The organism is Streptomyces sp. MNU89 (genome assembly GCF_020982505.1).
GTDB classification, from domain to species: domain Bacteria; phylum Actinomycetota; class Actinomycetes; order Streptomycetales; family Streptomycetaceae; genus Streptomyces; species Streptomyces xinghaiensis.
The window spans coordinates 3,868,506-3,882,727 of record NZ_JAJKLL010000001.1 but is presented as its reverse complement, the minus strand read 5'-3'; the positions used below and the strand labels follow the sequence as shown (position 1 = coordinate 3,882,727).

Annotated in this window: 11 protein-coding genes and 1 pseudogene; 6 read left to right on the top strand and 6 right to left on the bottom strand. The window is 71.9% G+C overall.

The genetic code is table 11. The features are described 5' to 3' along the window. Window positions 1-12: 12 nt before the first annotated feature. Window positions 13-213 (top strand): annotated as a pseudogene (locus E4N63_RS31515) (DUF5707 domain-containing protein); the annotation flags it as partial. A 312-nt stretch (window positions 214-525) separates the two neighbouring features. On the opposite strand, the gene E4N63_RS16715 reads toward E4N63_RS31515, so the two are convergent. From E4N63_RS16715 to E4N63_RS16705, 3 genes are all read right to left on the bottom strand, one after another. Continuing rightward, window positions 526-942, bottom strand: a complete 417-nt coding sequence (locus E4N63_RS16715) for a YeeE/YedE thiosulfate transporter family protein (RefSeq protein WP_043463676.1) — start codon at window positions 940-942, stop codon at window positions 526-528. Further along, entirely contained in the window at window positions 942-1,718 is a 777-nt protein-coding gene (locus E4N63_RS16710) for a YeeE/YedE family protein (RefSeq protein ID WP_125623501.1), read from the bottom strand. The genes E4N63_RS16715 and E4N63_RS16710 overlap by 1 nt, the downstream gene beginning before the upstream one ends. Window positions 1,719-3,239: 1,521 nt before the next feature. Next, entirely contained in the window at window positions 3,240-3,449 is a 210-nt protein-coding gene (locus E4N63_RS16705) for a hypothetical protein (RefSeq protein WP_230241056.1), read from the bottom strand. Between the two features lie 493 nt (window positions 3,450-3,942). On the opposite strand from E4N63_RS16705, the gene E4N63_RS16700 reads away from it, so the two are divergent. Together E4N63_RS16700 and E4N63_RS16695 are read left to right on the top strand one after the other, a co-directional pair. Further along, on the top strand, window positions 3,943-4,587 hold the full coding sequence (locus E4N63_RS16700; RefSeq protein ID WP_230241055.1) for a TetR/AcrR family transcriptional regulator: 645 nt from the start codon (window positions 3,943-3,945) through the stop codon (window positions 4,585-4,587). Next, window positions 4,584-5,801, top strand: a complete 1,218-nt coding sequence (locus E4N63_RS16695) for an FAD-dependent monooxygenase (protein WP_230241054.1) — start codon at window positions 4,584-4,586, stop codon at window positions 5,799-5,801. Before E4N63_RS16700 ends, E4N63_RS16695 begins: the two co-directional genes overlap by 4 nt. A 64-nt stretch (window positions 5,802-5,865) precedes the next feature. Here E4N63_RS16695 and E4N63_RS16690 read toward each other — a convergent pair whose 3' ends face one another. After that, window positions 5,866-7,638 carry a cellulase family glycosylhydrolase gene (locus E4N63_RS16690; protein WP_230241053.1) on the bottom strand — a complete coding sequence of 591 codons (1,773 nt, stop codon included), beginning with the start codon at window positions 7,636-7,638 and terminating at the stop codon, window positions 5,866-5,868. Between the two features lie 297 nt (window positions 7,639-7,935). Between E4N63_RS16690 and E4N63_RS16685 the strand changes: the two genes are divergently transcribed. Further along, a complete protein-coding gene (locus E4N63_RS16685) occupies window positions 7,936-9,387 on the top strand; it encodes an erythromycin esterase family protein (RefSeq protein ID WP_230241052.1) in 1,452 nt (483 codons plus the stop codon). 256 nt (window positions 9,388-9,643) lie between these two features. Further along, complete coding sequence (locus E4N63_RS16680) at window positions 9,644-10,057, top strand: hypothetical protein (protein WP_125623495.1); 414 nt, start codon at window positions 9,644-9,646, stop codon at window positions 10,055-10,057. A gap of 131 nt (window positions 10,058-10,188) precedes the next feature. Here E4N63_RS16680 and E4N63_RS16675 read toward each other — a convergent pair whose 3' ends face one another. Together E4N63_RS16675 and E4N63_RS16670 are read right to left on the bottom strand one after the other, a co-directional pair. Then, window positions 10,189-11,472, bottom strand: a complete 1,284-nt coding sequence (locus E4N63_RS16675) for an alkaline phosphatase PhoX (RefSeq protein WP_125623494.1) — start codon at window positions 11,470-11,472, stop codon at window positions 10,189-10,191. Window positions 11,473-11,692: 220 nt separating this feature from the next. Further along, a complete protein-coding gene (locus tag E4N63_RS16670) occupies window positions 11,693-12,643 on the bottom strand; it encodes a DUF3048 domain-containing protein (RefSeq protein ID WP_228429443.1) in 951 nt (316 codons plus the stop codon). A 414-nt stretch (window positions 12,644-13,057) separates the two neighbouring features. Between E4N63_RS16670 and E4N63_RS16665 the strand changes: the two genes are divergently transcribed. Then, window positions 13,058-13,957, top strand: a complete 900-nt coding sequence (locus tag E4N63_RS16665) for a D-alanyl-D-alanine carboxypeptidase family protein (RefSeq protein WP_228429590.1) — start codon at window positions 13,058-13,060, stop codon at window positions 13,955-13,957. Window positions 13,958-14,222: the final 265 nt, after the last annotated feature.

Sequence of the window (14,222 nt, the reverse complement as noted above, 5' to 3'; positions counted from 1 at the left end):
GGTGCAGAGTCCCTGCCCGCGGTTCAACGCGCCGACCGTCCTGCGGCACGAGGACGGCGCCGTACCCCGGCCGGGTCCTCGTCCGGCCCCGCGGGTTCGAGGCTCGACCCGACCGAGGCGGAGCTCCGCTTCGTGGAGAACGCCGAGTGCCGGAACACCTCCGGCGGGACCGCTCGCCGCACCTACACGCTGAAGATCACGGAGCGGGACGCGGCCGGCATCGGAGGAGGGCACCCGGTACGTATCGGCGCGGGCGGAAGCCCAGGACGGGGACACGATGTTCGTGCCCCTGCCGCCACCTTCGACGTCACCCGCCGGGCCGCCTGTCATGAACCCCCGGGCCGTCCGGCCGGCGAGCCGGTCGGTGGTGCGGACTGCCGGCACCGCGTCTGCCCGCGCCGGCCTTACGCGCGTTCGGGGTGGCGGAAAGCCGGCGGAGAGATCACCGGAGGAGTGGAAACGCCTCTCCCGAGTGCGGCCCTTGAGCCGGCCGGGTCCGGAGGGCCCGGCCGACGGGGGGTCTCCTCACAGGCCGCAGGAGCCGCTGTCGAGCTGGAAGTAGCGGCCGTTGGCCCAGCGGCACAGCCGCATGCCGACGACGACGCCGGCGAGCGTGACCAGGGCGGGCAGATAGCCGCTGGAGACCTGGATGATCGGGATGGCCGGACATCCGCCCGAGATCGCCCAGCCCGTGCCGAAGAGCATCGCACCCGGGATCACTCCGGCATGGATGCGGCCCGGGGTGCGGCGGACCCGCAGCAGGGCGAACACGCACACGATGATGCCGACGGCGCCGGCGAAGGCGAGGAACATCCGCAGGTCCTGGAAGGTGAACATGCGGTTCAGTTCGGCGTAGTCGCCGAAGCCGATGTTGGTGACGGTGTAGCCGAGACCCAGTCCGGCGATGATGTTGGCCAGCAGCACGCCGCCCCGGGTACGCATCAGATCACCTTCCACAGGAGGAACGACACCGCGACGGCGGTGCCGAAGAACACGGCGGTCGCCACGAGGCTGACCGGGCGCAGCCGGCCGCAGCCGCTGAGTCCGTGGCCGGAGCTGCACCCGCCCGCCAGCCGGGTGCCGAAGCCGACCAGGATGCCCCCCGCGAACAGCACGGCGGTCATGATGAGCGGATCGGCCGTGACCAGGCTCTCGAAACCGGCGCCCATGTCGAAGCGGAGTTCGAACCGCCCGGAGGTGTACGCGGCGATCCATCCGCCGAGGAGGATCGAGACCAGCAGGGCGGCCTGGGTGGCCACCGGGGCCGGCCGCGGGGCCGCGACCGGGGTGCCGGCGGCCGTCGCCGGCCCGGGCTCGGCGGCCGGGGTCGGCGTGTCGTCCGGGGTGTACTGCACCGGGGGGTACTGCTCCTGGGGGAACTGCGCCGAGGGGTAGTGCTCCTCGGCGAACTGCGCCTGGGAGTACTGCGCCTGGGAGTACTGCGCGTGGGAGTACTGCCCCGGGGGGTGCTGCGGCCCGGCCGGCGCACCGGCGCCCGGCCCGAAGTGCTCCGCGGTGGCCGCGGCGAGCGCGTCGGCGAAAGCCTGTTCGTCGGTGAACTCTTCGTCCAGGCGCTCGAGTTCGCGTTCGCTGCGCCAGTGCAGGACGCGGTCCCACGCCGACGACACCCCGAGGGACCGGTCGGTGGTGAGGGTGTGGACGATGGTGACCAGGGCGAGCCCGGCGGCGCCCGCCCACCAGGGCCAGTAAGGACTCATGCGGGACCTCTCATCCATTCCATCAACCGCGCCCACCGGCCCCGCTTCGTGCCGGGTGCCTGACGGGTGCGCCGGGCGCGGTGGTCGGGTGTCGCGGGAGCTCGTCTGACGGGCACCTGGCCGGGCCGGGCCGGTTCCCACAGGGGTGCCGGTTCGAACCGGGCCGTGGTCTCCGGTGCCGCGGGTCCCCGGCCGTACGGCGCGTAGGGCTCATGGGGCCGCGGTTGTTCCTGTACCGGCGGCCGGAACCAGGGATCCGTTTCCGGTGCCCACGGATCACGCTGTACCGGCTGGGGCGGCTGTGTCTGCCGGGGCGGAGGCGGAGGTGCGTGCTGAGCCTGCCGGGGCGCCTGCTCCGGTATCGCCTCGCCGCACGAAGCGCTGTCGGCCGCGCGCCGCAGGTGGTGCGCGTGGCGTCCGTTGGGCAGCAGACTGATGGGCACGCGCTCGCCGGTGAGCGAAGTCTGGTAGCGCGCGCAGGAGCGCCACTGATGGTCACTGTCGCAGTAGTGGTCGCGCCAGCTCTGCATGCCCGCCTTCAGCAGCGGGAAGAGAGGGCACCCCACGGCGTGTGTGCAGCCCACGTCGCTCCCTTCGGGATCCGGGCGTACCGCCCCCTCGGGGGATGGTTGCCGTCCTCGGTTCTTGATTCCTGCCGCGCCCGTTAGGCGATTTCGAGCCATCCGGGAATTCGGGCACAGCGGTGTGTGCGACTTTCCGTCACCACGTTCATGCGCGACCCAATCATTCTTTCCGCATCGCAAGCAAGTGGCGATGATACGGCACCGTCCGGATTCCCGCCCGAGCAGGGAAAACAAACCCCTAGGGGTATTCTCGACGTAAACGCCTGGGGGTATCGTTCAGAAACGCCCGGGGGTATTGGATCGGACAGCGGGACGGTGAACGCCATAGAGCAGCACCATGCATGACGAACACCCCGCCCGCGCACGCGCCGATACGCGGGCCCGACGGAAAAGCAACCATTCGCATTTTCAACGAGAACACCTCATGGGGAGTTATGTGCCAACGCGCCATCTGTCCGACCTGCCAGAAGGTGACCCATACGGGCTGTGGCAGGCATGTCGAGCAAGTACTCGCGGGCGTGCCGGCGCCGCGGCGCTGCACCTGCGCGCCGGCGCAGGGCGGACGCGCGCGCGAGCGGGCGCCGGAAACGGCCGCCCTCCCGGACCCGGGTTCGTCCCGGCACACGGGAGCACCGGCGCACCGGTCGCGGAGCGGCCTGCGGGACCGGCTCGTCCGCTGGCTGAAAGGCCCCGCATGACGTGACGGCCGGGCGGGAATCCCCGCCCCATCCGGCCTCCCGGCCCCGCGCTTCCCCACACGCCGGACGGGCGGGCGCACACCCGCCCCCGGCCACAGCAGCACAAAGCTCCTGGCAGACACGGGTGTTCTCGGTGCGAGAACGCGTCTGCCAGGAGCTTCGCCGTGGCGTACGGCCTGTGCCCGGCTCCACCCCGCCGCCCTCGGGCGGGCGGGGTGCGCCGGTGATCAGGGCATGGGTCAGAGGGAGACGCTGACGCTGGCGTGGCCGTACTGGCCGACGGTGCCCAGGGCCTGGCCCTTGACCGCGCCGACCTGGGCGAGGACGTCCGAGCCGCTGATCGACGCGGGGCCGGCGGCGACGCTGACGTCCGGGCTCAGACCGCCGGAGACGTTGTCGAGTTCGGCGTCGGAGAGGTCAGCGGTCTCGATCCGGTGAGCGGAGTTCATGATGATATTTCCCTTCGTATGGGTTTCCACAGTGGGGGGGCGGCCCCGCTCGGCACAGATGGCGGGCCTCGGCCGCGGACGCACGGCATCCATTTCCGGAAATACTCGCGCGACTCCGGCGGCTGCCAAGGATCAAAGCACGGAGCTCCGCCGGGTATCCAATCGACTGAGACTCCCGTCACAGCGGTTCGACGCCGGGGTTATCCATTCGTGCAGATACGCACACACATTCGGGGCCGCTTCTTCACATTCCCTGCGGACCCGGTAACACCGCCGGGATTGACACCGCGAAATGGAGCGGGACATTCCGCAGAAACGGCATGCCCGGCGTGGAGTCCTCGCGCGCGGCCCGCGCGTTCCGTGCCGCAGCTGCGCATTCGGTGTGCAGATTCGCTGAAACCGGCCGGCCCGTTCCGCCCGGCCGGCCCACCGCTCGCCCGGCGGACTCCCCGCCCCGGTCGCGAAGTCCGGGCCGCCGCGCTATATTGGACAGATGACCAAGGCGGACGACCAAGGCATGAGCCCCGCACGGCCGACCGCCGCCGCACGGGGCCGGGAGGTGCGGCGGAAGCTGCTGGCCACGGCCGCCGTGCTGATCAGTGAGGTCGGCTGGAACGCGGTCACCACCCGGATGCTGGCCGAGCGGGCCGGTGTCCGGTCCGGGCTGGTGCACTACCACTTCGAGTCCCTGGCGGCTCTGCTCCGGCAGGCCGCGCTGGAGGCGATACGCCCCGCCCTCGACGAGGCCGTGTCCGTGTTCGCCGCCGCGGCCACCCCGGCCGACGGCGCCGAGGCCCTGCTGGTGTCCCTGGACCGGTTCACCGGACGTGACCCGGAGTCCCTCCTCTTCACCGAGACCTATCTGGCGGCCACCCGCGACGAGGCGCTGCGCACGCGGCTCCGCGAGCTGACCGGCGGCTTCCGCGCCGGTCTCACCGCCGGCCCCGGACTGGCCGGGCACCGGGACCCCGAGGCCGCGGCCACCGCTCTGATGGCCGTCCTCGACGGCTATCTCCTCCACAAGGCCGTGGACCCCGGCCTCTCCGCCGCGCGGATCACCCCCCTCGTCCGCGGCCTCATGGCCGACCCACCGAAGCCACCGAAGCCACCGAAGCCACCGAAGGGAGAACGCCCGTGAAGGCGCTCATCTGCGGAGCCGGCATCGCCGGACTGGCGCTCGCCGCGCGGCTCCTCGACCACGGCTGGGACGTCCACCTCGTGGACAAGGCCCCCGGCCCGCGCGGACAGGGCTACATGATCGATTTCTTCGGTCCGGGGTTCGAGGCCCTCACCGCGATGGGCCTCCAGCCCCGGCTCCGTCAACTCGGCCATCCGGCCACGGAGTTCTGCTACGTCGACGGAGAGGGCCGCCGGGTCGCCGGCGTGGACTACGACCGGTTCCGGAAGGCGACGGGCGGCGGACTCGTCAGCATCATGCGTCCCGACCTGGAGCTGCTTCTGCGGGAGGCCGTCGCGGACCGCGCGGTGCTCCAGTACGGCACCACCGTCGAACAGGTGGCGGAGGACAGCGGGTCCGTGACGCTCTCGGACGGCACCCGCACCACCGCGGATCTCGTCGTGGGCGCCGACGGCATCCACTCCCGGATCCGCTCCCTGGTCTTCGGGCCCGAGCGCGACCACTTCCGCTATCTGGGGATGCACACCGGCGCCTTCGTCTTCGAGGACGAGGAGGTGTTCCGGCGGATGCGCGACCGGTTCGCGCTCACCGACACCCTGCACCGGCAGATGGGCTTCTACGGACTGACCGACGGCCGCGTCGCCGTCTTCACCGTGCACCGCACCCGCGACCCGGCACTCCCCGCCGACCCCCGCGAGGCGCTCCGTCGGGAGTTCGGCGGCATGGGCCGGCTGGTCCGCCGGGCCCTGGACCGGTGCCCTCCGGGCGCAGAGGTGTACTACGACCAGGTCGCCCAGATCGACGCGCCCCGGTGGCGGAGCGGCAGGGTGGTGCTGCTGGGGGACGCGGCCCACGCGGTGTCGCTGATCGCCGGGCAGGGGGCCTCGCTGGGGGTCGCCGGGGCCTATGTGCTGGCCGAGCGGCTGCGCGCGGCCGGGGCCGCACCGTCCGCCGGGGTCGCCGGGGCCGCCGCGCCCGCCGGATCCGTCGCCGCGGCGCTCGCCGGGTACGAGGAGCGCTGGCGCCCCGTGGCGGGCGAGGTCCAGGCGCGGGCCCGGCAGCGGGTCGGTGAGTGGTTCCTGCCCACCTCGCCCTCCCGGCTGCTGCTGCGGCGCTGGGGGTTCCGCGCGATGCGGGTGCCGGGCCTGGACCGCCTGCTGACCGGCGCGCTCTTCCCCACGTCCCGCTCCACGGTGGCGCGGCTGAGCGAGTGACCTCCCCGGCCCGTGCGCCGCCGGTCCCGGGGAGCGGCGGCGCACGGGGCCGGGGAGGCGCCGGTCAGGCCGTGGTGCCGGTGACCGAGGTTCCGGTCCTGGTGACGTGGTAGGTGACCGTCACTCCGCTCCAGTAGTGGAAGGTGAGGGTCACCCGGGCTCCCTCCTGGACCTCGGCGAAGAACTCGGGCGTCAGGACGGTTTCGCCGGCGCTGTAGTCCGGCGCGAACGCGCGGTCGAACTCCTTGTAGGACGTCCAGTTGTGCGGTCCGGCGTTGCTGCCGTCGGCGTACCGGGCCTCCATGGTGGCGAGTTGGTCACCACGGAAGTCGGTCGGAACGGCGAAGGAGTCCGTCGTCCCGGTGGCGTCCCGCAGGACGGGTGTGTCGTGCGTGATGAGGCTGATCCGCCACGGGACCCCGGCCGAGAACCGCGCGGACAGCTCCGCGTTGGTGCCGTACTCCCGCGAGCCGCTCAGCCGGGTGAGGGCCGGTGCGGTCAGCGTCAGCTGGTCGCCCTGGACGATGTAGTCCGTGCCGCGCACCAGTTCGGTGCTGCCGTGGCGCAGCCCGGTGAAGGCGGTGCCGTTGAGGTTCAGCGTGAGCGTCTTGGCGGTGACGGGCCCGGAGCGGGCGCTGAACACCTGGTCGGACGAGGCCGTGCCCGACCGGGTCGTCCAGCTCGACCTGATCTGCGCGAACAGCTCCGGGTCGTTCCACCGGAAGCCGGTGCGCTGGAAGTGCTGGCCGTTGTCCCACAGCATGGTGGTGATCTGCCGGGTGCGGGCGTGGTGGCCGAGGTACTCGAAGAACTTCAGCTTCTCGCCCTGCTGGATGGTGCCGGTGTGCCGGTCGAAACCGAGCAGCCCGTACTCGCCGAGGATCACCGGGATGCCGCGGGCCACGAAGGTGTTGTGCACCCGGTCGAAGGCGTCGGTCAGGTCCTTCTGCGCGGTGGCGTCGAAGCGGGTGCCGCCCGCGACGTTGACGCTGAACGGCCAGTACCCGTAGTAGTGCACGGTCGCGGCGAGGTGAGGGTCGTCCAGGGCGTCGAAGGTGGCGGTCAGCTCGTCCAGCCGGGCCTGGTCGGCCGAGGTGTGCAGGGTCGGCAGGACGAGCAGCCTGGTCTCGTTGGCGCCGCCGGAGCCGCGCACGATGCGGTGGAAGGAGGTGTTGAGCTCGTCCAGCAGCTCCGCGTTCTGGGCGTCGCCCGAACTGCCGCTGAACTGGGGTTCATTGATGCTCTCGAACACCAGCTTGGACGAGGAGTCCCGGAAGGTGCCGGACAGCTGCGTCCAGATGGCGTTGTAGCGGGCGAGCACGCCGGCGCGGTCGGCCGGCATGTCCGCGATCCACTGCCAGGAGTCGTGGTGAATGTTGATCATGACGTGGAAGCCGTCGGCGAGCGCCCAGTCGGCCACCTCCTTGACGCGGTTCAGATAGTCCGCGTCCAGGGTGTACCCGGGGGCCGGGCCCTGGTGGCCGCTCCAGGTCACCGGGATGCGGATGCTCTTGAACCCCTGCGCCCGGACGTTGTCGAGCAGTTCCTCCGTGATGCGCGGGTTGCCCCAGGAGGTCTCGTCGCTGCCGGTGGCGTCGAGCGAGTTGCCCAGGTTCCACCCGGGCTGCATCGCGGCGACCTGCGCCATCGCGTCCCCGGAGTCCCGGGCTTCCGGTGCGGTGGCGGGCCGTGCCGTGGCGGGCTGTGCGGGGGTGGCCGCCGACGCGCTGCCGCCCGCGGCCAGCATGCTCAGCCCCGCGAGCAGCGCGACCGCCCATCTCGCCGGCCTGCGGGCCCACCCGCGGACCGTTCCTGTGGTGCCGTGTAAGACGTTCATCATGCTCCTTGTCGGCGCGTGCGCCGGAGTGGGGGAAAGGAACCGAACGTGTCCGGGGCCGGCCGGGGCGGGGCGGCCGACTCCGCTTCGCCGCGATGCTGGCAGTGACGACCCGGGGGCGCAAGAGTCCCGGCCCGCGCCCCCGGTCCGCGCCCCTGCCCCGCCGGCCGCCGGTGGAGGGCGGAGGGACGGCGTCCGGGGGGTGCCGTCCCCCGTCCGGGGTGTACTTGCGTACACCCCTGAACCGGGGTGCCCGGCGGTTGGTGGCGCCAGGGGTGCGCACAGGAGGGTTGTGGCATGACTTCACGACGCATCCGCACCGCGGCAATCGTCCCGGCCGCCGTTCTTCTCTCGCTCGGAGCGCTCGTCTCCGCGGCTCCCGCGCAGGGGGCGCCGGCCGCGCCGCAGACCGTCTCCGCGCAGGAGTCCGTCTCCGCGCGGGAGGGCACGTTCGCTCCGTCCTCCGCCTCCCGCTCCGGGGAGGAGCGGCGCGTTCTGCGCGCCCTCGAACGCGCCGCCCGCCCGCTGCGCTCCACCGAGCCGTACGGAAGCTCGCGGGATCTCCGTCCGCTGAGCCGCATGGTGGGAGACGCCCGGGTGGTGGGGCTGGGCGAGGCCACTCACGGCTCGCACGAGTTCTTCTCCATGAAGCACCGGGTCTTCCGCCACCTGGTGGAGGAGAAGGGGTTCCGCACCTTCTCCCTGGAGGCCCCCTGGAGCACCGGGATGCGGCTCAACGACTACGTCCTGCACGGCAAGGGCGACCCGCGGCAGATCATGGACGAGGAGTTCCAGGGCGTCTACAGGATCATGAGCAAGGCCGAGTACCTGGAGCTCTTCTCGTGGATGCGCGCCCACAACCGCAGCCATCCGCACGACCCGGTGCGGTTCATGGGCAACGACATGGGCCACGTCGGTCCGGAACTGTACGACCGCGTCACCGACTACGTGGCCGAGGCCCATCCGCGGCTGCTGCCGCGCGTCACCGAGCTGTACCAGGGCCTGCGGCCCACGACCTCGGCGGGCACCTGGATGACCGGCTACCCGTCCCTTCCCCTCGCCGAGCGCCAGGAGCGCGCCGAACGCACCGGGCGCGTCCTGGAGCTGCTGGAGAAGCTGCCCGCCGGCTCCGGCTCCGGCGCCGACCGCCGGGACCACCTGTGGGCCGTCCAGCACGCCCGTGCCGTCGACCAGATGACCCGGGGCTACGCCTTCGACGTCGAGGACAGCGAGCAGATCACCGCCATGATGAAGTACCGCGACCGGATCATGGCCGACAACGTGGCCTGGTGGCAGCGGCACACCGGCGACAAGATCCTGCTGTCCGCGCACAACACCCACGTCGCCTACGAAAGCTTCGACGTCTTCTACCCCAAGACCCAGGGCGCCGTCCTGAAGGACCGGTTCGGGCGGGGCTATGTGAGCATCGGCTTCACCTTCGACCGCGGGTCCTTCCAGGGCTTCGGCTCCGAGGAGGGGCCGACCTCGCCGGAGGAGACCTTCACCGTGGGCGCCGCCCGGCCCGGCGGCAACGAGCATCTCCTGGACCGGGTCCGCCACCGCGACTACATCGTGGACCTGCGCACCGCCCCCGCTCCCGCCCGCGCCTGGCTGGCTCAGGCGCGCCCGACCCGCAACATCGGCGCCGCCTGGCCGGTGCCCGAGCAGGACATCGCGCTGGGCGAGGCCCACGACGTCCTCATCCATCTGCACCGGGTCACGGCCGCGAAGCCGCTGCCCGCCTCCTGACGACGCCCGGCCGTGCCCTGGTCCATCCCCGGTCATGCCGCCCCAGGGCACGGCGGTGCCGGTTCGGGCGCACCCGGTGGCGGCCGGTGTGCGGCCGAGCCGGTGCGGAGGGGGCCGGGCGGTCCCGGCGCCCTCCGGCGGCCGGCTGTGGCGGAGAGCACAGCGCAGGCCGGAATCCGGGTCCCGGATCGGGAGTTCACCGAGGCATATACCCCTAGGGGTATTCAGGACTCCCGCTCTCCAAAAGGAGAAAGCCATGCTTCAAGCAGTGACACCGCCCCTCAGGAAAATCCTCCTGCCGGTTCTCCTTCTCACAAGCCTGCTGGCCGTGACGGCCGGCATCACGGCGCCGCGGGCCGCCGCGGCGACGACGGTTTCCGACGCCGTCGTCTACGTCGGGCAGGAGGGCGCCTCCGTCTACGAGCAGTCGCTCGACGGTGTCCTCTACACCGAGAACTCCATCGGTGTCATGGCCGACAGGATCCTGGCGACCGAGAGCGAGATCGGGGAGATGGCCGACCGCATCGTCTACGTCACCGAGGTCTCGCAGTACACCGGCCTCACCGTCGTCTACTACGCCTACGACGTCACGCTGACCGGCATCGAGGAGGCCGGTTACCTCTACGAGCTCTCTCTCGTACCGGTGGCCGCCCTGCCCACCGGCTGGTGACGGTCGGCCGGCTCTGACGGTGTGTCCGGGCCGCTTCCGGGCACCGGGCCCGGGCCCGGCATCGGAAGGTCCCCGCCGGACGACCGGCGGGGACCCTCACGTCCGGGCGGCCGGGGCCGCCGGCCGCGCCGTCAGCGGCGGCGGGTGATCTTCCAGGTACCGTCCGCGAGCGGCTTGTCGGGGTGCTGGACGCTGAAGAAGAGCGTCTTCGGGTCCTTGCCGAAGTAGATGCCGCTGACCTCCGCGCCCGGGTCCTTCAGAGAGGCGAAGAGCTCGGTGGAGTCGGCGGCGCCGTCCCGGTCACGGTCCCGGCCGGCGACCCAGATGTCGCTGGCGTAGTTGTCCTCGACGATCCACAGGCGGCCGTCGGGGCCCTGGGCCAGATTGTCCGGGCTCTTGAAGCCGGTGATGCCGGCGGCGCGGTCCTCGACGGGCGCGTTCACGCCGGCCTGGACGAACGCGGAGAGAACGTTCTTGCGCAGGTTGACCGCGACGACACGGTTCTCGCTGGTGTTGGCGACGTAGAGGGTGTCGCCGATGACCTCGACGTCCTCGGGACGGCCGAACTCGGTGGCGTTCACCGCGTCGGAGGCCGCGTCGGCGTCGGAGAGCACCTGCTCCTTGTCGAGCGGGACCCAGGTGAAGGCGCCGGTCTTCTCGCCGTACGTCTCCGGGTTCCACTTCTGCGCGGCGTCGGAGAGACCGTTGATCTTGAGCGCGTGGAGCCGGCCCTCGGAGAGGTCGCCGCGGCGGGTCGGCACGAACTTGTAGACCGAGCCGCCGTTGAGCTCGTCGATGACGAAGACGGTGCCGTCGGGGAGCACGTCGATGCCCTCATGGCGCAGGATGCCGAGCTGACGGCGCTCCTCGATGCGGGTCACCTCCGTGCGGTCCCTCCGGTCGAGGAACAGCTCGAAGACCCGGCCGCCGTTGGTCTCCTCGGTGACGAGCAGGCTGCCCCAGGGGGTCCAGCGCACGCCGTCGAGGCGGCGCCAGTCCGCGCGCTGCGCGATGACCTTCGCCTCGCCGGTCTTCAGGTCGACGACGGAGACGGCTCCGTTGGAGGAGACCTCGTGGGTGCGGTAGAGGTAGCGGCCCGCCTGGCGGCCGGTTTCGTTGACCGTGTTCATGTCGGTGAGGTCATCGGTGCCTCCCCCGTAGATGTCGAGGACGGTCTCGTCCGCCACGAGCTTCTGGCGGAAGCCCTGGGGGGCGACCAGCGGCTCGGACCAGTCGGCCGACATCCGGTCGTAGGCGGAGCCCTCGATCGGCTGGAACGCCATCGGCCCGCCGTGGGAGCGGCCGTGGCCGTGGCCGTGGGCGGAGGTGGGAGCGGCCGAGAGCAGACCGAGGGGCAGGCCCATGCCGACGGCGAGGGCTGCGGTGATGAGGCGGGTACGGCGGGTGCGGCGCATGGTGTGCGTCCTTCTGTGGGTGACCCTGATGTGCGGGGTGGCTGCGCCGGACGCTAAGAGGACTTCGTTAACGCGCGACCCTCTGGCGGTTACGGGTGGGGGTATCGGCCGGTGAACGTTGCCGTGTCCGGAAACGATCGGCCGGAACCATAGGTCCCGCTGTTGCCGCTCGGGGCCGGGCACGGAGACGCGCTTCGGCCGTGCGCCGTTCCGCGGGCGCTCAGTCCACCGGGGCGAGGGCCACCCAGACCGGGCCGCGGGCGAAGGGGAGGCGGCGGCCCTCGGTGTCGGTGAAGGTGGTGCCGGCGTTCCCCGAGGGGCGGCTCCACTCGGCCTCGTACTCCCGGCCGTCGCGCAGGACCAGGGCGCGGCCGGAGCCCACGGTCTCCGTGTAGGGGGTGACGCTGCCCGAGCGGTCGCCGTAGTCGGAGGGGCGGACCGTCACGTACTGGACGACGACGGTGGCCGCGCCCAGCCGGTCGCTGCCGTTCGTGCGGGCCGGTGACCCGTCCATGGAGACCAGCCAGCGCTTCTCCGAGGAGGACCAGTCGAAGGTGAAGCTCGCGGCCGGGAAGCGGACGGTGTGCTCCCCGGTCTTCCGGCCGCCGTCCGGCGCGGGGCCGAAGCGGAAGCCGATGTCGCGGGGCGCCGAGGCGCCGGACGCGGCGCGCAGGGCGCGGTCCGGGCGGAGATAGAGGTTGTGGGGCGCGGAGCGGCTCGGGTCGCGGACGTACCCGTCGCCGAGCTCGCCCGGCGGGAGGGGGATCAGCGGGGCGGCCTCCACCAGGGGGCGCAGCCTGCTCTGCACACCGGAGTACGCGAGTGCGGGGGTGCCGAACTGGCGCAGCAGTTCGAGGTCCGACTCGCGGGCGCTGCGCACCGGGCCGAGGGACTCGGGCAGGTCGGAGGCGAGGATCGCCAGTATCCGGGTGAGGCCGGCCTCGACCTGCTCGATGTAGACGATGTCGGCCTTGTCCAGGCCCGTGTGGGGCCTGGCCGCCCGCACATTGTCGATCTTGACGGCGAGGACCTTCTCGCCCGCGCCCCGTTCGCCGGTGAAGGGCGAGCGTCCGTCGCCGTCCCCGTCACCGTCCTCCGTCTGGCAGGCCGCTGCCAGCAGCGACAGCGCCGCTGTCAGCAGTACGGTCCGTCGCGTTGCCGTCCTGGCCATGGCTGCCCGCCTCCTCATCCGCGTACTCGAGTGTGCCTCCCCCGCCGCTGAACGGCATCGGCCCATCGGGGTAAAGAAAGGCCCCGGCTGCTTTCCGGGTTCCCGGGCGGGGGCGCCCGGCCCGCCGTGCGCGCGGTCCGCGGCCGGGGCGGGTGGGAGGGACCCGGCTCGGGCGGTCCGGTCGGACCGTACGAGAATCCACTCCTCCGGTCCGTACATACTTCGGCCGGTCTCATGAGTCATGAGTCGTGGAGAGAGTGGAACAGCGCCCGCCCGGCTGTCCGCTGCTGACAGATTCCCGCCGTTTCAGGCCGATTCGGAGCGTGTGAAGTGAGAACCCTCGACAAGGGCCCGCGTGCGCGCGGAGCCGGTGCGCCCCCGCTCGCGCGCGGACGCCGGGCCGCCGCCGTCGTCGTGACCGCCGGTGCCGTCCTGGCCGTACCGGCCGTGGCCACGCCCGCGCAGGCCGCCCCGTCCGGGCCGCCCGCGCCCTCCGTCAGCGCCAAGGGCGCGTTCCTGCTGAACCAGGCGGACGGCTCCAGGATCTACGGCAAGTACGCCGACACCAAGCGGCAGATGGCCAGCACCACGAAGATCATGACGGTCCGCGTGGTGCTCAGCCAGACCAACCTCGACCTGGACCGGAAGGTCACCGTCCAGCAGGCGTACCGCGACTACGTCGCCCGTGAGGGCGCCAGCACGGCCGACCTCAGGACGGGCGACAAGGTCACCGTCCGGCAGCTGCTCTACGCGACGATGCTGCCCTCCGGCTGCGACGCCGCGTACGCCCTCGCGGACACCTTCGGCAGCGGCACCACGCGCTCCGCGCGGGTGAAGTCGTTCATCGGGAAGATGAACAAGAAGGCCGACACCCTCGGCATGACCAACACCGAGTTCGACTCGTTCGACGGCATATCGACGACCGGCAACAACTACACCACCCCGCGCGACCTGGCGAAGCTCGCCCGCAGCGCGATGAAGTACTCGACGTTCCGCACCGTCGCGAAGACGCAGAAGACCGTGCGCTACGCCAAGACGAGCACCGGCGGCACCCGCACCTACACCTGGTACAACACCAACCGGCTGCTCGGCTCCTACTCCGGCGCCGTCGGCATCAAGACCGGCACCGGGACCGCCGCGGGACCGTGCCTCGTGTTCGCCGCGACCCGCGGCGGCAAGACCCTGGTCGGGGTCGTCCTGAACGGCAGCAGCCGCTACACCGATGCCGCGAAGCTGCTGGACTACGGCTTCGGCAGCGACAAGGCCTCCCGGATGACACTGCGCCGGCTGCCCTCGGGCGCGGAACAGGACTGACAGCGTGCCGCCCGCGTGGCGCAAGGCGGTGTACGCCAACCCGGCCGATGCCCTCGCCGACCGCTGACGGGCCCCGAGCCGGGCCGGCCTGCCGCCCCCGAAGGGGCCGGGCTGGACCGACCGGGTCCGGGCCCCTGACGATGTCGACTTCGATATCGGCTTATCGGACTTCTGAACCCTGACGCCCTGTCAGGGTGCTGCCGCAGTCAATGCCGGATTTACCGCGGCGGCCCCCCACCGTGACCATCGCGACCTGCCGCGGGGT